The following is a 19,031-nucleotide window of genomic DNA, read 5'->3' as shown; positions in this document are numbered from 1 at the left end:
AAGCGGGAGAAGCATCTGCTGTGCCTTTTGAATCAGGGCAAAGCAGATCCTTCGTCGTCCCGAAAGCGCAGGACTCCTCAGGATGACGAGGCGAAACCCGCAACGTAAAAAATAAACGCTGCGGTCCAAGGTTCGCCAAAGGCTGTATACTGGTCTAATCGGGAGCTCCCTATGCAATGGCTGTTGACGCTTGAAAGTGATCGCGACCCCATCGTGCTTTGCCGGCTGATGAACGTTTTCCGCCGCAAAGGGCTGGACATTGAAACCATGGCCCTCGGCGCAAAGCCGGAGACCTATTCCCTGATGGCGTTGGTTGAGAGTCCGGAATCGGAGGTGGACCACATCTTCAATTTTCTTCGCCGGACCGACGGAGTGCAGGGCGTATCGTTCTACCGGCACGAACCCTCCCAGGACGCTGCTTTCATCTTTGTCGACTCGGTTGAAACGTCGGAAAATCTCAGGCGCATCCAGCAGGCTTTTCCGGAGAGCAAGGTGATTTTCGCCAGCCACGGCAAGTATCTCGTGGAGGTGCCGTCGGGAGCTTCGGTGGGGACGCAGACCGGCATGGACGCTCCCGCCTTCCTCCCGCTGTCACGTGTCAGGACAAGCCAGCAGCAGCAGCAAAAGATGGAACTGGTGGGTGCGGCGTCGAATTAGAAGAGCCTGCAATTCGGGTTCGACGCCTGATGCCGCAACGTGATGCGGCTCGCGTTCCGTACGAGACAACTCGCGGCAACAAAGCAGTCTGGCTGCCGCAGTCCGCAATCAGAAATTCAAAATTTCAACCTTAAGAGGAACAGGTGACGTTATGGCGAAAGCTTATTACGAAAACGACGGCGACGTGAAACATCTGGCGGGAAAAACCGTTGCGGTGATTGGCTACGGAAGCCAGGGTCACGCCCACGCGCTCAACTTGCGCGACAGCGGGCTGAAGGTGATTGTGGGTCTGCCGGCCAGCAGCCAGTCGCGGGCCAAAGCCCAGGCGCAGAGGCTGGAGGTTTATGACCCGGCAGAAGCGGCCAGGCGCGGCAATCTCATCGCCATGCTGGTTCCCGACCCTCCCATGGCGAAGCTTTACAAGGAAGCCATTGAGCCCAATCTGGCGGCCGGCAAGACGTTGCTGTTTGCCCACGGATTCAACATCCACTACAAGTTCGTCCAGCCTCCGAAGAACGTGGATGTCATCATGATCGCCCCCAAGTGCCCCGGCCACCGCCTGCGCGAACTCTTCACCGAAGGCATCGGCGTTCCGGCGCTGCTGGCCGTCGAGCAGGACGCCTCCGGCAAGGCCGAACAGACAGCGCTGGCCTATGCCAAAGGTCTCGGCAGCCTGAAGGCGGGCGTCATCCGCACAACATTTAAGGAGGAGACCGAAACCGATCTGTTCGGCGAGCAGACCGTCCTTTGCGGCGGTGTTTCGGCACTGATCAACTCCGGTTTTGAAACGCTGGTCAAAGCCGGATACCAGCCGGAAATCGCCTATTTCGAGTGCCTGCACGAATTGAAGCTGATTGTTGACCTCATCTACCAGGGCGGCATCAAGTATATGCGTTATTCGGTGAGCGACACGGCGGAGTACGGCGATTACACGCGCGGGCCGCGGGTGATCGATGACCACGTGCGCGAGTCCATGAAGAAAGTGCTGGAGGAGATCCAGAACGGCAAGTTCGCCAGGGAGTGGATGGACGAAAACACCGCAGGTCGGCAGAAGTTTAACGCCATGCGCGCGGAAGCTTCAGCACGCCTGATCGAAAAGGTGGGAAGCGAGCTGCGCAAGATGATGCCGTGGATACAGACCGCGAAGGAAGAAGCCACGGCCGCGCAGGCCCAGGCGCGGCGATAGGGCCAAGCGTGGAGATTTTGTAGAGCAGGGCTCCGATTTTAGAGCCCTGGGACATTCCCGCCGAACGTGAAATTACGAATTGCCGATTACCGGTCCCGCGGCGACGGCTTCCGCCAACTGTGCATTTCGTAATGTAATTCAAGGCAGCTTTCAGGTACGATTCGACACAAAACCCGCAACCTTAACGTCAACTACTGCGCTACAATAAGCTCCGCAGGTCCATCGCAAGGGAAGAGGATTTCCATGAAAAAAGTGGCAGAGGCTGTGGCCGCGCCCGCGTCGGCAGCCAGGAAGTCGCGGGATGAAATCAGGAAGCTGGCCCTCATCGGCGCCGGCAAGCTGGGAGAGGGTCTGCTCTCCGCCATGCTGCAATCGCAGGTAGTCCCCACGGGACGCGTGGAGTGTACTGTTGCCCACCAGCCGCGCGCCGATTACCTTTGCAGCAAGTACGGCGTCAAAGCCCACACCGAGAACACCGAGGCCGTGAAAGACGCCAGCCTGGTGTTGATTGCGCTGAAGCCACAGCAGGTGAAGGCCTTCCTGGATGAAGTCCGGAAGTCGCTCCCGAAAGATGCGCTGATCGTCTCCGCCGCCGCTTCCGTCACAACGTCACTGATCGAGCGCGAACTGGGCTACCCGGCGCGAGTGGTCCGCTCCATGCCGAATACGCCTTGCCTCATCCGGCAGGGTATGACGGCGCTGGCCGGCGGCAAGCACGCCACCGCGCACGACATGGAAGTTGCGCACAACATTTTTTCCGCTATGGGACGAACCGTGGCCGTGGACGAAAAGCACATGGATGCCATCACGGCGCTTTCAGCCTCCGGTCCGGCTTACGTCTACTTGATTATTGAATCGCTGGCGGAAGCCGGAGTGAAGCTGGGCGTGCCGCGCGACCTTTCCACCGAACTTGCAGCCCAAACGTTGCTGGGAGCTTCCGCCATGGTTCTCCACACCGGCGAGCATCCCGCCAAGCTGAAAGATGTGGTCACCACCCCTGCCGGCTGCACTATCGACGGGTTGATGGAACTGGAAGAGGGCCGCCTGCGAGTTACGCTCATCAAGGCCGTGGTCCGCGCCGCCGCCCGGGCCCGCCAGCTTGTGGAAGACAATAACGCATAAGCGGCGGAAGGCCGGCTTCTCTTTTGCGTTTTGAACGGCCCTTAGGTCGCACCCTTCGGCGTCTCCAGCAATTCTCCGCGCAGGACCGTAACGGCCTGGCCTCCCAGCCTCACCCGGTCGCCCTCCACGCGCACACGCACCACTCCGCCGCGCGGCGAGGCCTGCCAGGCCACGAACTCACGCTTCTGCAGGCGGGGCTCCCAGAAAGGACCCAGCGCGCAGTGCGCCGACCCTGTCACAGGATCTTCATCGATCCCTGAACCGGGAGCGAAGAACCTGGAAACAAAATCGAATTGCGCCGTGGCTGCGCGGCTGGTAATGATGACACCGCGGGCCTCAATCTGACGAAGGCGACTGTGGTCAGGTTTCGCGTTCCGCACGGCCTGCTCCGACTCCGCCTCGACGAGATAGTCAAATTGGTTCTTCCCGACGTAAACCGCATTGATCCCCAGCGCCTCGACAAGTCCGGGCGGCGGATCCGCCGCCTCCACTCTAACCGCTGGAAAGTCAAGCTCAATCCACTCACCCTTGAGGTCTGCTGTGAGCAATCCGCTCTTTGTTCGAAACCGGGCCTGCTGGTTTGGCGCAAGGCTGCCTTCTTCCCACAAGACATGGGCACTCGCGAGCGTGGCGTGCCCGCAAAGCGGAACTTCCAGGGACGGGGTGAACCAGCGCAAGTTGAACTCGCCTTGGCGTGGATAGAGGAATGTTGTTTCAGACAGGTTCATTTCCCGTGCCACATTTTGCATCCAACCTTCATCAGCCGGTCCTTTCAGAATGCATACAGCCGCGGGATTTCCGGCAAATGGTGTGGCGGTGAAAGCGTCAACCTGGGTGATTTTCTGTCCCATTTGGCTTCTCCCTCTCCCTCCGGCGCAGCCAGCGCGGTGCGGCCACTGGTCAAAGTAGTAAGGCACTACTTTGCAGGGGGGCGGCTACCCCGTGCTCTTCATGCCGAAGGCGATGCCGCCCACGGTGATCTGGAGCAGTCGCACCAGCTCCGGCGAGGGCTGAGGCTCGCGGCGCCATTTTTCCAGGAAGCGGATCTGGAGAAAGTTGAGCGGGTCCACGTAGGGATTGCGCAGGCGGATGGACTCCTCGAGCACGGGCTGGCGTTCCAATAGCTGAGCCGATTCGGAAATCCCCAACACGCATTTGACTGTGCGCTGGTACTCGTCCTCGATGCGGCCTGAAATCTGCTGCCGCAGGCTTGCAGGGCGGCACAGAGCGTCATAGCGGCGCGCGATGTAGAGGTCCGTTTTGGCCAGCGATGCCTCGGCGTTGTCAATGATCACGGCGAAGAAGGGCCACTGGCGGTACATCTGCCGCAGCAGATCGAGACCATCGGGGCGATGGCCTTCCAGGAACTTCTCCAGCCCATAACCAAGGCCATACCAGGCCGGAATGAAATGGCGGGACTGCGTCCAGGCAAACACCCACGGAATGGCGCGCAGCTCATTGATGTCTCGCGTGTTGGAGCGGCGGCTGGGCCGCGATCCCAGACGGAGACTCTCAATCAGGTCAATGGGCGTGGCCTGGCGGAAGAATTCCACGAAGCCGGGGGTGTCATAGACAAGGTTGCGGTAGAATTCGCAACTGGCCGAGGCGATTTCCTGCGCATATTCCTCCCAGGCGGCCGCCTGCTTCTCGTGCAGCGGATGCTTGGGGGCCAGCAGCAGGGCGTCCAGAACCGATGTGACCAGTTGCTCGATGTTTCGCTCGGCAATCTCCAGGTTGGCATACTTCAGCGAAATAACCTCACCCTGTTCGGTGATGCGCATTCGGCCGCCGGGCGCCGCGTAAGGCTGTGCCTGGACGCTACGGTGCGATTGCCCCCCGCCGCGTCCGATGGTCCCTCCTTTGCCATGGAAGAAGCCCAGGCGGACCTTGTATTTCTCAGCCACTTCCCACAGGCGCTTCTGCGCGCCGAACAGCGCCCAGTTGGCTGCAAAGTAACCGCCGTCTTTGACGGAATCGGAATAGCCCAGCATCACTTCCTGGAAGTTGCCGCGGGAGCGCAGCAGGCGGCGGTACTGAGGGTCCTTCAGAAGCTGCTCCAGGATGCCGGGTCCGGCTTCCAGGTCGTCCACGGTTTCAAAGAGCGGGATGGCGTCGAATGCTGATCGGAGCCTGCCGCCGTCTTGCGCCTTGACGAGCCCGGCGTGCCATCCCAGCAGAACAATGTCCCAGATGTTTGCGGCCCCGTTGGTCATGCTGAGGATGTAGCGGTGAGAAGCCGTCTCGCCGTTGCGCGACTGGATCTGCCCCAGCGTTTCGAACTCTTCTAATGTGAGCCGGGCAGCATCCGAAAGTTTAAGGCGGCGCGGTTGTCTTTCAAGCAGCGCGTGGATTGACTGAATGCGTGCCTGCTCGGGCTCCACAGGAAGGCGCGCTGCGTGAAGGACCTCATCCGCCGCACTGCGAAGGTGCGATGAGTGCTGCCGGAAGTCCAGGCTGACCGCGTGAAAACCGAAAACCTGCACGGCCGCGCGGAGGCGTCCCGGCTCCAGGCGGGCCACGCGCGGGCTGGGATGGTCCATCAGCAACCGTTCGATCAGCTCCACATCTCGCTTGAACTCCTCCGCATCGGCATAAGCCCCGCGCACCCTCTCCCGCGTCCGCTCGAGGCGCCACCGCATGATGCGAATCTTCCGCCGGTAGAATTCATGAGGCTGGTCAATATCTTCAAACACCCGCGTGGCGGGAAAACGAGTCATGTCGCGCTCAATGTCCTCGCGCACGGTCCGTTCGGGCCCCGGCCGCGAGCACGGAAACGAGATCACGCTGAGGAACTCATCCAGCCTGCGAAGGTAATAATCCAGAATGCTGCGGCGAAGCCGCTCGGCGGCGCTCAGGCTGGTTTTCGCTGTCACGTTGGGATTGCCGTCACGGTCTGTTCCTACCCACGAGCCGAACCGGATGCACGGGGCCTCGTCCGCCAGGCCCGGCGCATACCGGCCCATCTCCTGCACAAACCGTTCCCAGAAAATACCAGCCAGGTCATAAATCGTCCGCTCCAGAAATACCAGCGAGTTCTCGACTTCCAGCTCAGGAGTCATGGGGCGTTCGCGGGTTTCCTCCGTCAGCCACAGTGCCTCGATCCAGGGGTCCACGGATTTTTCAATCGAATGCTCGGGCGACCCGCCGAGCGCGTCAAGCGAATGGCCGATGCGCAGCACGTGATTGAACACGCTGCGGCGCTTTGCTTCAGTGGGATGGGCAGTCAGCACCGGCTCAATTCGCATGGATCGCAGCAGGCGGGCGAAATCTGCCACGGGAACATTATCCTTGGCCAGCCGCGCGAACGTGTTACGGAGCGACATCGGCGCCCCATCATCTCCCGAGTCGTAGTGCCGCAGCCGGCGGATGCGCTGCCGCTCTTCGCAGAGGTTAACCAGGTGGAAAAACAGGCTGAAGGCGTGCGCCACGTCGGCGGCGCGATCGAGCGACAAGCTGCGCACCTCGCGGTCACCGGCGGCCTGGAGTTTGGGGTCGGAGCTCTGGCGAAGTTGCTTCGAGAGGCGCCGGAGCGTTTCGATTGCTTCAAATGTCCTGCGGCCGCACTGCTCCTGGATCAGCGCCCCCAATCGTGTCGTAAGCATGCGAACTTCGCGGCGAAGAATTTCATCCATAGGGGTCCGTTACGCCTTCCCGATAATCAGTTAAATTTATGCGGCAACCGCCAGCACGCTTTCCAGCGCCTTTCGCAAGGCATCCATGTTGGCATCCACGCGCACTCGCTGGCGGGACTGTTCAGCCGAGCGATGACGAATCACGTAATCCGTGTCTTTTAACTGGTGGCCCGTGAGGACTGCAATGATGTCGGCGTGGCGCTCGATCCTGCCGGCGCGTACCAGCTTGCGAATACCGGCGACGGTGGCGGCGGAAGCGGGCTCGCAGCCCACGCCGTCTTCGGCGAGCGCGGCTTTGCCTTCAAAAATCTCCTCGTCCGTCACCGACTCGCAGAAACCTCCGGTCCACTCGAGCACGCGGCGGGCCTTCTTCCAGTTGGCGGGGCGACCGATGCGAATGGCCGTGGCCTCGGTGTCCGGTTTTTCCACTGCAACCAGGTCCGGCGAACCGGTCTGGAGGGTGCGGAAAAACGGGTCTGCGCCAGCGGCCTGGATCACTACTACCTTCGGCACCTTTTCGATAAAGCCCATCTCCTTCAATTCCCGGAGGCCTTTGCCGATGGCCGAGGCGTTCCCGAGATTTCCGCCGGGCACCACGATGTAGTCGGGCGGCCGCCAGGCTCGCTGTTCCATCATCTCAGCCACAATGGTCTTCTGGCCTTCAATGCGGAATGGGTTGATGGAATTCACCAGATAGAAATCCATTTCCGCGGCCACCTGGCGTAACAACTGGAACGCTTCATCAAACGTGTCGCCGATTTCGATGACCACGGCCCCGAAATCCAGGGCTTGCGCCAGCTTGGCAGCCGAAATCTGGCGGTAAGGAACAAACAGAACGGCCTTCATTCCCGCGCGGCCCGCGTAAGCGGCCATTGAAGAGGATGTGTTTCCCGTAGACGCGCAGGCAACCATGCGGACGCCCAGCGACGCGGCCCGCGTCATGCAGGCGGTCATGCCCAAGTCCTTGAACGAGCCTGTCGGGTTGATGCCCTGGTGCTTGATGGTGAGATGGACAGGTCCGGCCCACCAGCCGGCGCGCCGGGTTCCCACCAGAGGCGTCGAGCCTTCTGAAAGCGAAATAACCCGATCGTCCTGCCCGACGAAAGGCAGCAATTCGCGAAAGCGCCAAACGCCGCTGCGGTCGATGGGTTCACCGCTCAGCCGTCTTTGGTGCCAGGCGGTCCGCAGGGACTCGGGGTCCCCGATATCGAATTCATACCTGACCTCGAGCAGGCCGCCGCACCAGGCGCACTGGTGCATTTCTTTCTTCCCGTCCTGCTTGCGGCCGCAGGTTTCTTCAATGCACTGCAGATATGTGAGGGCCATGCAACTTCTTCCAGGACCAGGCGATTTTCCCCGCCGTGGAAACCAAAGCCAGGGCCAGCGGGCCAGGGGCTGGCTGTGGGACTGCTTCTCCTAAGAACCCGGCACGGAACAATATCGGTCGGCGCAGACGCCTGGTTTCGCTAAAGGTGAAACTCTTCGTGGATCGCCTTAACAGCGTCCTTCATATCCGATGATTTGACTGCGAACGAAATGCTCAATTCTGAAGAGCCCTGGGCAATCGCAATAACATTAATCCCCTTGTGGCCTAGCGCTCCGAAGGCGCGCCCCGAGATGCCGGGCGTGCCCTTCATATTTTCACCCACCGTCACCACAATGGCCACCTTGGGCATCACTTCCAGGACGCCTACGTAATCGTGCAGCATTTCAAGCTCAAACACCTTTTCGAGTTCCGATTTCACCCGCGGCAGGTCCGCCTGGTGAATGGCAAAGCACAGCACGTTGTCCGCCGAGGATTGCGTGACCATCAATGTGGACACGCCTTCGAGGTAGAGGCAATTAAATACGCGGGCGGCAAGCTGCGGAAACGTGACGGCATTCCTTCCGCTCAGAGTTAACAGTACCGCCTCTTTGACGGATGTAATCGCCTTGATGCCGGCCTGGCCATTCTTTGCGGCAGGCACAATACAAGTCCCTGGGCAGGACGGATTAAAGCTGTTCTTGATCCACACCGGGATCTTCTTTTGCATCACGGGCAGAATCGTTTTGGGGTGGAGCACCTTGGCGCCGAAGTATGAGAGCTCGATCGCTTCGCGATAGGAGATTTCGGGAAGGATGCGCGCGTCCGGCACCAGGCGCGGGTCTGCCGTCATGACACCGTCCACGTCCGTCCAGATCCAGACCTCGTCGGCATCCAGCGCCGCGCCCAGAATGGTGGCGCTGAAATCAGAGCCGCCGCGGCCAAGCGTGGTGCAGACGCCTTCCGCCGTGGCCCCGCGGAAACCCGTGATGACCGGAACCACGCCGCTTTTCACGAGCGGACCAAGTCTCTCGTGTGTTTTGACGGCGGATTCCTCGAAAAGCGGACTGGCGTTGCCAAAATTGTCATCCGTCACAATGCATTCCACGGCGTCCACGGCCTCGGACTTCAATCCCCGCGAGCGCAGGACGGCTGACACCAGCGTGGCAGACATCACTTCACCCAGGCTCGAAAGCGTGTCCATGCCACGGGGCGTGATTTCGCGAAGCAGCGTGAATCCCGAGCAAAGGTCCTCAAAATGTTTCACCTGCTCAGCCAGGCGGGGCAGGACGCTGGCCTGCTCGGCTGCGGAGAGCAACTGGTCTGCCACCTCGCGATGGCGGCGCGCAAGCTCCTGGCGCGAACCTTTCCAGGGTCCTTCCTGCCCCTGGCTGGCCTGGGTAGCGGCGCGGATCAGCATGTTCGTGGCCCCGCCCATCGCGGACACCACAGCCACAACGTCAGCATGCCTGGAGTGCTCTTCCAAAATCTCGGCCACCCCCTGCATGCGCTCCGGGCTGCCGACGGACGTGCCGCCGAATTTCATGACAATCAGCGGCCGTTTACCCTTGCCCGCATTCTCTTTCGCTTTCACCATCTCTTCACCTGGCAGACAAACAAAGGCACGCCCAGCCGTCTGAGCGGAGCCCCACAAACCTCCGCCCACTAGCGGGTCTTCGATTTCGTAGTGTTGGCAGCTTTGGGTTGCGAGGCTTTGGCTGCATCCTGTACAGCCTGCAGAAAAACCTTGGCTGGCAATGACAGATACCGGTCACGGCGATAAATCAAGCCAAGCTCCCGATACAGCTTCTGGCCTTCCAGCGGAATCAGTTGCAGCACGCCGGCGGCCACTTCCGGCTCCGCATACGCCCGGTTGATCAATGAAATGCCCAGGCCGGCGCCGACAAACTTCTTCTGCGTCTCGACACTTGCCAGCTCCATCGAAATCTGTATGTGGTCGCGAAAGTCGCGCAGCAGGCGGTCAATCACCACGCGCGTGTGTCCGGTCTTGGGCAGAATCAGCGGGTGCTGCGCAATTTCCTCCACCGTCACACTCTTATTTTTGGCCAGCGGATGGTCCTTGGGCACCACCACCTGGACCTCATCGCGGAACACCGGAATCACTTCAATATTGTTTGCGCTCTGGGGCAGCGTCACGATGCCCAGATCGACAGCGCCTTCCTGTACCTTCTGCAAAATTTTGTGGCTGAAATTGCGGTAAATGCTGATCTGGACCAGCGGATAAAGCTGGCGGAAATGCGCGAAGGTCTGCGGCAGAACGTAGAGGCAGGTGGCCTCATTGGCGCCGATGTAAAGCTTTCCCCGCGGGGTCTGGTTGAGTTCGGCGATCGCCTGGAGCGCCTCTTTCTGCAGGGCCAGGAGTTGCTCGGCATAGCGCAGAAGGATCTCACCAGCAGGTGTCAACTGCACCTTCTTTCCGCTGCGGTCAAAGAGCTTTTCTCCGCACTCCTGCTCGAGCAACCGCACCTGGGCGCTGATCGCCGGCTGCGTGCGATAGATCTTTTCCGCCGCACGGGAAAAGCTTTGTAGCTTGGCGACCTGGATAAAACTCGCTAACTGGTCGTAGTCCATGGCCTGATGCACTCGCTGGTCACAAACCATACATTCTACTTTATCCTGACGGGCGCATGGGAGGGAAAAAGGCGAGCTACAGGTAGTCAGAAGCCCTGGATGCGAGTCGCCGGGCGTTCAACATTCGCGTAACGACAGAAGGTCCCGCCGTGGACCCTCTCAAATTCGCAGCCGAGGGTTTTGCAGGACACGTGATAATTGGTTCCCAATGCTTATGAGGCGAGTCGCAGGAATTAAGAGCACAGCGGATTGGCTTCAGGCCGGCTTGCGTCAGGAAGAACTGCAGAGGGGCATGGAATCGACGTTCTTAGTCTGCGGGTAATAGGCGGGAGATCCTGCGGGAAACTACGAGGATATTGGAGGATCGACTCCCTGCCCCCCTCATGCATCCTGACACTCCCTTTTTACCTATTTAGTTAATGACCGTCAAGGTACAATGGTACTAGTACTCTAGTACCACCCTCGAGCTTCCCGATCAAGCTATTGATACTAAATATTTTAATGCTCAAACGCTAGCCCACACCAAACCCCATTTCCCACTAAAGTTCCAGACTTAAACCGGGGGTTGCCTCGTTCGATTTGCAGAGTGATTGACCTCAGCCGGAAAGAAATGCTTATTCGTGGGGGCCGGGAACCGTGCTGAACAACACACGGGGGTATTGGAAGGAAAGATTCCCGTGCCCCCTCCCTACACATTGCTGGTGAATATGTCACAATGCTCAAGGGACTGTCAATCTATTCTTCTGCCAAGATGATTATTTCCTGTTGCAAACACTGGCCTTGTGAGAAACTGGGACGCATTCCGCAGGTGGATGGACTGCTAAGGTCCTGTCAAAACATTCTACAGGCGTGGTAAATTGGAGCCGCTCGAGCCTGCAAGATGTCTGAACAACGCCGGATGAAATTTGCCTGGATGGACGTACTGCTGCTGGTCTTTCTGGCCAGTCTCGCAGTGCTCTTCCCGGTTTCTGAAATCCATGCGCAGATCATCCTGGTCGCCATCGGATTGTTCCAGGTTTTTGAGCGGAGCTTTATTGGCTGGGCGGGGCGGCAAGGCGAGGCGTACAGCATCATCATCATGATTGGACTCTCCTCGCTGCTGATTTGGCACACGGGCGGCATCAATTCAAGCTATTACCTGATTTATTACGTGCCCGTGGTCACGGCGGCGATGTACTCCGGTCCCTGGGGAACGCTGGGCTGGACGGCGCTTTCCTCGGCGGCTTACTGCTCCTTCCTGATTCCTGCCCTGCAGGTGTACCGCATAACAGTGAGCGGCGTCAAAGAACTTGCCATCCGCAACCTCTTTTTCTTTCTGGCTGCGATGCTGGTAAACCGGTTCGTGATGGAAAGCCGCCTCCAGGCCGAGCGCTACCGGCAGGTTGCCGATCAACTGAGGGAGACGAACAAGCAGCTCGAACAGGTGCAGGCGGAAGCCCGCCGGTCAGAGCGGCTGGCGGCACTGGGACAACTCAGCGCCGGACTTGCCCACGAAATTCGCAATCCGCTGGGCGTCATCAAGGGGTCCGCTGAAACGCTGGGCCGCAAACTTCCCACAGCAGATCCCGTGGCACGGGAACTCGCTGAGTACATTTCAAGCGAAGTAAACAGGTTGAATTCGCTGGTCAGCCGATTTCTCAGTTTCGCCAAGCCGCTGGAACTGAAAAAGCAGCCGGAAGACATTTCGCAGATTGTGGAGCACGCGCTCAAAGCGGCCCAGGAGCGCTGGCCCGGTTCCACGGTGCAAGTGGAGCGCGACTACTCGAGCGGGCTTCCAGCGGTGCCGGCTGACGCGGAACTCGCCGAGCAGGTCTTTAAGAACCTTGTCTTCAATGCCTACGAGGCCATGGAGCCCACCGGCGGCACGCTGCGGGTTGAGGTTTCAAAAGAATTCAGCGACGGCCGGCGCGGAGTGGAAATTGCTTTTTCCGACACCGGACCCGGAGTTCCTCAGGAACTGCGCGAGCAGATCTTTAATCCCTTTTTCACCACCAAGAGCAACGGCGTGGGGCTGGGACTTTCGATCGTTTCAAAAATTGTGGACGACCACGGCGGATGGATTCGCGTGGAACCGGGCAGGGAAAGCGGAGCCTGTTTCCGCGTGTTTCTCCCGGCGGAATGAGGAACTGACCCGCGCTCTGCCACCGGGCTCGCTGCTCTAAATGGTAAAGGAATCCCGCAATGCCAACCATTCTGATTGTCGAAGACGAGCCGAAAATGCTGCGCCTGCTGGAGCTGAACCTGGCTGACGACGGTTACACGACCCGCACCGCCACCACCGCCGAAAATGGCCTGAAGATTCTCGCCAGCGACAAAATTGACCTGGTCCTCAGCGACGTGAAACTCCCAGGGATGAATGGACTGGAATTTCTGCAGGCAGTGAAGCGTGCCAACGCGGCAATTCCCGTGGTCGTGATGACCGCTTACGGTACAGTTGAAACCGCCGTGGAAGCAATGAAGGACGGCGCCAGCGACTTCGCGCTCAAGCCGTTTTCCATCGAAGAAATCAAGCTGATTGTCCGCAAGGAACTTGAGGTGACGCGGCTGCATGAAGAAAACCGCCAACTGAAGGAGGCGCTCGGCCGGCGGTACCAGTTTGACAACATTGTAGCGAACAGCCCCGGGATGCAGGAGGTGCTGGCCACGGTGGAGCAGGTGGCGCCCACCAATGCTACGGTGCTGCTGGGCGGCGAAAGCGGAGTGGGAAAGGACATGATCGCCCGCGCCATCCACCAGCATTCACGCCGTGTGAACGGCCCGTTCATCAAGATCAACTGTACGGCCATTCCGGAAAACCTCCTGGAAAGCGAGCTTTTCGGCTATGAGAAAGGCGCCTTCACCGGCGCCGTCGCCGCAAAACCCGGCAAATTCGAACTGGCCGACAAGGGCACCATATTCCTGGACGAGATCGGCGACATGCCGGGCAGCCTTCAGGTCAAGCTGCTTCGCGTCCTGCAGGAACGCGAGTTTGAACGCCTGGGAGGAACCAAAACAATCAAGGTGGATGTGCGCGTGATTGCGGCCACTAATCAGGACCTCCGCGCCGCGCTTGAACAGGGGACCTTCCGGGAGGACCTCTATTACCGGCTTAACGTGGTGCCCATCTCTATCCCGCCATTACGCGACCATAAGGAAGACATTCCTTATCTCGTCGATCACTTCGTCAGGCGCTTTGCGGATAGCTCCGGGAAGCAGATCGAAGGTATCACGCCCGAGGCCATGCGGCTGCTGGTGGATTTCCATTGGCCTGGGAACGTGCGGGAGCTCGAGAACATCATCGAGCGCGCGATCGTGATGGCCGGCGGACCCAGGATCGATGTGGGAGATATTCGGCTCGATATTGCCAGGCCTTCCGGAAGCGTCGCCGGTCTCGATGCTCCAGCCGTGGCCGCAGACGGCTCCGCGCTGCCGCTGCTTCCGGAGGGTCTGACGCTCGAACAGTTTGAAGACAAGCTGATCCAGGAAGCATTGCAGCGCGCCGGCGGCAACAAGAGCCAGGCCGCCCGGCTCCTTGGGCTCTCGCGCAACGCACTGCGCTATCGCCTATCCAAAATCGGCGTCCCAGACGAACCGGAATCGTGACGTACCGCCAGGCCGGGCAGAAAATCTGCGAAATCTGGATCTTCACGCACCGGTGGTTGAAATCCACCACAGTAGGCTGATATCGGCCAAAGCCCACTCGTCAGTTTGACATCAAATTCATCCCTCTACGCAAGCCCTTTATTATCAGATGCCTCCATCGGCGCTTGGTGAAGTTTTGGCAATCATCTTGCCAGAGCACAGTCGGGCAACGTTCGCCAAGAGATGCGACCGGGCTCGGAGGTGGTTCATGAGAGTACACAAGATCAAGTTCGCGGCAGGCGTCATCGTAGCAACGCTGGCACTGGCCGGCCTCCCCTTGTTTGGCCAGGCTCAATCGCAAACCTCCACTGGCGTCGCACGCGTCAGTCTGATCAAAGGCGACGTTTCAATGGAGCGTGGCGATGCGAACGAGTGGGTGGCCGTAACAGTAAACACACCGCTGGTTCCGGGCGATACGATTGCCACCGGTCCCGGCTCGCACGCCGAGGTGCAGCTTGACTACTCGAACGTACTGCGGCTGGCGGACAACGCCGAAGTCAAAATTGCCGACCTGAATGATTCGCGCATTCAGCTCCAGGTGGCGCGAGGCACTGTGGACCTGGCGGTATTCAAAGACAACCAGGCAACCTCTGAGATTGACACTCCGAATGTGGCCGTTCAGCCGTTGCAGGCAGGCACCTATCGCATCGACGTCAACTCGAATGAACTCTCATTGATTACGGTCCGCGACGGCCAGGCGCAGATTTCCACCCCGCAGGGATCGACCAACATCAATGCGGGCCAGCAGATCACGGTCGAGGGCGCCCAGAATCCGCAATATCAGATTGCGGATGCGCGCCCGCTTGACGACTGGGACAACTGGAACCGCGATCGGAATGGCGTGATCAACAGCGCGCAAAACTACAGTCACGTAAACCGTTACTACACCGGCGCGCAGGACCTGGACGCAAATGGCCGCTGGACTTACGTTCCCGGATACGATTGGTGCTGGACGCCCTATGTGAACGCCGGCTGGGTGCCGTACAGCAACGGGCGCTGGGTGTGGGAACCATACTACGGTTGGACCTGGGTTTCCTATGATCCGTGGGGCTGGGCGCCTTATCACTATGGCCGCTGGTTCTTCTATGGCAGCAGTTGGTGCTGGTGGCCGGGTTATGTGACGCCCTTCTACCGCCCGCTGTGGGCGCCCGCTTACGTGTCCTTTTTCGGCTTCGGGTATGGCCGCTACCACTTCTCATTTGGTTTTGGATATGGGTACCGGTCAATCGGCTGGTGTCCGCTTGGCCCTCGTGACGAGTTCCATCGGTGGTGGGGGCACGGACGGGACCGCTCTTTCACTGCCATCAATATCACTAACATCAATAACATTAACAATTTTTACGGCCGGGGCGGCAACGGAGGACGCGGCCACGGACGGGGAGGCTACGGCGGCTCGAACCTCTCGGTGATACAGAACAATATCCACGTTCGCCGGGCGGTTGTCACGATGCCCTCAGACAGGTTCGGGCGCGAGGCCGTACCGCGCAACCACCAGGTTGTGAGTACGGCCATGCTGCGGGGCGCCAGCGTTGTTCACGGCACGCTGCCTGTGGTGCCCACACGCGAAAGCCTGCGTGTGGTAAACCGCGGGGCAAATGTTTCAGCGGCGACCAGGGCTCGGGCCAACGACACCCATTTTTATACTCGGCAGACGGTGGCAACACCCAACAGCAATCGCTCGTTCAACAACCAGTCGGCTTCCATCCGCCGCATGGTAGAAACCCACAACGTCCAGGCGCCTGGCGCTAACCGGCAGGCGGCCAACAACGGTGCCGACCGGGGATTCCAGATGTCTCGTCCGACCGGACCGCAGGGCCAGGGCAATTCGGCACGGCAGAGTCCAGCCCCGGTGATTCGCGGAAACCAGCAAGGACGGGAAAACGGCAGGCCAGGGGGCGCAGGCAGCATGCAGGCAAGCCAGCCCGGCATGCGCCGCTTCGGCCCCAGTGCGCCCGCAGAGCAGGCGCGCGGCAACCAGGCTCGCCAGAACTCAGCGCCGGTAGCCAGGGAGAATCCACAGCAGCGGCAGAATATCAATCCCGGAAACGGGCGCAACGCTCAGCCCAGCCAGTCCAGCTTCCGTCACTTCGGGACTGGGGCGCCCTCGGCACAACCGCGCGGCAACGAAGTGCGCCAGAACTCCGCGCCCGTTGTTCGCGGCAATCCGCAGCAGCGGCAGAATGTTGCGCCGCAATCCGGGCAGCCGCAGACCAACTGGCGGCGGTTTTCCGGCGTAGCGCCATCGTCGCCCAGCCAGGCGCCGAACCGAAACACGCAGGGCTTGAACCAACGCGATAATCAGGCGCCGCGCAGCGAGCCGAGCAACAGCCGGTTTCGGAGCTTTACCCCACAGCCGGCGCCGCAGTCTGCTCCACAGAACCAGCAGCGCTTCAATAACAACTCGCGGACCATGCCTCAGAGCAACAATGGGAACTCCGCCGGGTGGAACCGCTTTCAACCGCAACGGGAAGCTCCGGCGGAGCGCGGTGGTGGTGGTTTTTACAACAACGGGGCGTCGAACCGCGGATATTCGCAACCCAGGAACGAGAATCGCCCAGGCTACAGCAGCCCTGGCGCTTATTCACGCCCGCCGTTGCAGTTGAACAAGCCGATCGTCAGCGAACCTCGTTCCCGCTCTTATGGCGGATTCGAAGGTGGCTCCAGGCCGACCTATCAACAACACTCCGCCCCGAGCTATCACGGGAACTCCGGTGGGGGCAATCGGGGTTCGTATTCGGCGCCTTCGCACAGTTCCGGGGGAGGCGGTGGCGGTGGGCATAGCAGCGGCGGCGGTGGTGGGCATAGTGGCGGAGGAGGCGGCGGCGGTGGTGGACATAGCGGTGGCGGGGGTGGCGGCGGGCCCCATCGGCGCTGATCAACAGTAGAGTCCGTGAGGATGAAGAAGTGGAACGGCCTGGGTTTGTAACTCCCAGGCCGTTTCCGTGTTCAGGCTCCGGCTTCCGCCTTCGAAAAGAAGGCCTCGATTTCCTCCAGAGTTTTACCCTTGGTTTCAGGGAGGAAGAAAGTCACCGTGATGAAGTAGAAGACGGTGAAGCCGGCGAAAATCAAGAACATTGTGGTATAGCCATAACGGCCCACCGCGGGCAGAAAGATGGCTGCCAGGAACGTGGCAACTGCTTCATTGATGACCAGCGCGATGCTCATGCCGTTTGAGCGGATACGGGTCGGCATGAGTTCGGACAAAGCCAGCCAGACGCAGATGCCGGGTCCGAGAGCGTAAAATGTGGCAAAAATGAACAGCGTCAAGGCTACAAGCCAGCCATGTCCGCGGGCGGGCAACGGGGTGATCAGGGCATGCTCAATGCGCAACGGAGCCGTTTGGGCCTGTTCGAGATTGCCAACGGGGTTGGAGAAAAAGGCCACCACTTTGTTTCCGGGCACGCAGTCTCCACGGCTCAACTGCACCGGTGTCGCCAGCGGTTGATTGGAGGCCATGGCGGGCGTCACGGCACTGAAATCTCCGTATGAATAAATGATGGTGAGCGTTGTCGGCAGCCCGGCCAGCCGAGTGTCGCCAGCTTCCTTCAGCCATTCCTGCTGAAGTTCCGGCGTGTAATGCACGCTCAAAGTTGATTTGCCAGCTACCGTGGCCTGGACTGCCTGGCTCACGTCCACACGGTTCCGTTCACTGCGGTGGAACAGGAAGGCCGTCGCGCAAAGGGCCACGACGATCCCGGCGGTACCGAGCGAAAGCAGGAAAGTACGCCCTTTGCGGTCCACAAGCACCATACCGATAACCGTACCCAGGGCCTGAACTACGGTGAACAGGATGTACCCCCAGTGCGCCGCCACGTCCGACAAGCCGCTTTGGATCAGAATGGCGGTGTTGTACCCGATGATCGAATTGATGCCGGTTGTCTGGTTCAGGGCCAGAATGACGCAGGCCAGGATAAAAGGAAGCACGTATTTGCGTTGCAACAGGCTTTCGCCAGCACGCTTGCCTTCGGCTTTCGCGCTCTCCGCGGCCTGATTTCGTTCCATCTCCTCCAGTTCCAGCTTCGCATTGTCCGGAGTCCGCGAACGCAGGAGCGCATCCAGGGCAAGCTGCAATTGCCCCCGCCGGACAAGCCAGCGCGGCGACTCCGCCACAAGAAAGCCGCCCAGCACGAAGAGGAGTCCCGGCGGCAGTGAAACCCAGAAGATGCTGCGCCAGGCGTAATCCTTATAGGTGAACAGTATCTGCGGATTGCCCAGCTTGGCTACCTCGTCAACGCGGAAGCTGAAGTACATACCGATGCTGGCCGCCGCCACGATGCCGATGGTGAGCAGCCATTGGAACATGGCCGTGCCCTGGCCACGGTCTTCCGGCGCCAGACACTCGGCAAGATACAAAGGGACAACGACGCCGATCAACCCGGCGCTGATGCCCTGGCACAACCGGCCAATGATGAGCAACTCATAGCTCTGCGAGAGCGCAATGATGGGAATGCTGGCGGCAAACAGCCCCCCGCTCAGGATCATCAGGCGCTTACGGCCGATGCCATCCGCCAGCACTCCGGCGAACAGGGTGGAGATCACGGTGCCCAGCAGCACGGCGGCAACGACAAAGGAAATCTGCCCCGCGGTCAGTCCCGAAGTGGCTTCCAAGTAAGGGAGGGCGGCGGCGATGATGCCCACGTCAATGCCGTAGAGCAGCCCGCCCAGACCTGCCACGAGCTTCAGGAAGCGGTTGTAGCTCGCCGGCTTGAAATTGAGTATTGTCATGTCAGCCTCTTCAGCTTTTTATGTTTGGCCGCTTTAAGGACTTGTCCAGGATACCTTACCGGGCGCGTGGGACCCTTGAACCGTGTTCGTGCTTTGGCTTTTCCGCGCCAGAACGCCAGTTGCGCACCGGCGTGATTTGCTCGGGTCCCACGTTGTCTCTGCCAGAGCGATAGATGATACCGATAGCAAACAT

The 19,031-nt window shown here is 60.0% G+C and carries 12 protein-coding genes; 6 read left to right on the top strand and 6 right to left on the bottom strand.

The annotated features are described in order from the left end of the window. Window positions 1-171 precede the first annotated feature (171 nt). The 3 genes from VFQ24_09560 to proC all read left to right on the top strand — a co-directional run bounded on the left by VFQ24_09560 (window position 172) and on the right by proC (window position 2,965). A complete protein-coding gene (locus VFQ24_09560; GenBank protein HET9178587.1) occupies window positions 172-657 on the top strand; it encodes a hypothetical protein in 486 nt (161 codons plus the stop codon). A 151-nt stretch (window positions 658-808) separates the two neighbouring features. Beyond that, on the top strand, window positions 809-1,843 hold the full coding sequence (gene ilvC, locus VFQ24_09555) for a ketol-acid reductoisomerase (protein ID HET9178586.1): 1,035 nt from the start codon (window positions 809-811) through the stop codon (window positions 1,841-1,843). A 243-nt stretch (window positions 1,844-2,086) separates the two neighbouring features. Continuing rightward, on the top strand, window positions 2,087-2,965 hold the full coding sequence (gene proC / locus VFQ24_09550; protein ID HET9178585.1) for a pyrroline-5-carboxylate reductase: 879 nt from the start codon (window positions 2,087-2,089) through the stop codon (window positions 2,963-2,965). A 41-nt stretch (window positions 2,966-3,006) separates the two neighbouring features. Here the strand turns inward: proC and VFQ24_09545 are convergent, their stop codons facing one another. The 5 genes from VFQ24_09545 to VFQ24_09525 all read right to left on the bottom strand — a co-directional run bounded on the left by VFQ24_09545 (window position 3,007) and on the right by VFQ24_09525 (window position 10,522). Beyond that, a complete protein-coding gene (locus VFQ24_09545; GenBank protein ID HET9178584.1) occupies window positions 3,007-3,816 on the bottom strand; it encodes a PhzF family phenazine biosynthesis protein in 810 nt (269 codons plus the stop codon). Between the two features lie 84 nt (window positions 3,817-3,900). Continuing rightward, on the bottom strand, window positions 3,901-6,597 hold the full coding sequence (ppc, locus tag VFQ24_09540) for a phosphoenolpyruvate carboxylase (GenBank protein ID HET9178583.1): 2,697 nt from the start codon (window positions 6,595-6,597) through the stop codon (window positions 3,901-3,903). Between the two features lie 36 nt (window positions 6,598-6,633). After that, on the bottom strand, window positions 6,634-7,923 hold the full coding sequence (gene thrC / locus VFQ24_09535) for a threonine synthase (protein HET9178582.1): 1,290 nt from the start codon (window positions 7,921-7,923) through the stop codon (window positions 6,634-6,636). Window positions 7,924-8,063: 140 nt separating this feature from the next. Further along, window positions 8,064-9,497 (bottom strand): aspartate kinase, encoded by a 1,434-nt coding sequence (locus VFQ24_09530; GenBank protein HET9178581.1) that lies wholly within the window; start codon window positions 9,495-9,497, stop codon window positions 8,064-8,066. Window positions 9,498-9,565: 68 nt separating this feature from the next. Beyond that, window positions 9,566-10,522 carry a LysR family transcriptional regulator gene (locus tag VFQ24_09525; GenBank protein HET9178580.1) on the bottom strand — a complete coding sequence of 319 codons (957 nt, stop codon included), beginning with the start codon at window positions 10,520-10,522 and terminating at the stop codon, window positions 9,566-9,568. 850 nt (window positions 10,523-11,372) lie between these two features. Between VFQ24_09525 and VFQ24_09520 the strand changes: the two genes are divergently transcribed. From VFQ24_09520 to VFQ24_09510, 3 genes are all read left to right on the top strand, one after another. Then, window positions 11,373-12,614 (top strand): ATP-binding protein, encoded by a 1,242-nt coding sequence (locus VFQ24_09520; protein HET9178579.1) that lies wholly within the window; start codon window positions 11,373-11,375, stop codon window positions 12,612-12,614. 59 nt (window positions 12,615-12,673) lie between these two features. Beyond that, window positions 12,674-14,074: a sigma-54 dependent transcriptional regulator gene (locus VFQ24_09515; protein ID HET9178578.1), complete on the top strand. Its 1,401-nt coding sequence runs from the start codon at window positions 12,674-12,676 to the stop codon at window positions 14,072-14,074. A 247-nt stretch (window positions 14,075-14,321) separates the two neighbouring features. Further along, window positions 14,322-16,988 (top strand): DUF6600 domain-containing protein, encoded by a 2,667-nt coding sequence (locus VFQ24_09510; GenBank protein ID HET9178577.1) that lies wholly within the window; start codon window positions 14,322-14,324, stop codon window positions 16,986-16,988. A gap of 71 nt (window positions 16,989-17,059) precedes the next feature. On the opposite strand, the gene VFQ24_09505 is transcribed toward VFQ24_09510, so the two are convergent. Beyond that, window positions 17,060-18,838, bottom strand: coding sequence for an MFS transporter (locus VFQ24_09505; protein HET9178576.1), 1,779 nt, complete (start codon window positions 18,836-18,838; stop codon window positions 17,060-17,062). Window positions 18,839-19,031: the final 193 nt, after the last annotated feature.

This window comes from Terriglobia bacterium (genome assembly GCA_035712365.1).
In the GTDB taxonomy this organism is placed as follows: domain Bacteria; phylum Acidobacteriota; class Terriglobia; order UBA7540; family UBA7540; genus SCRD01.
The sequence above is the reverse complement of the archived record's forward strand: the minus strand, read 5'-3'. Positions and strand labels throughout refer to the sequence as shown.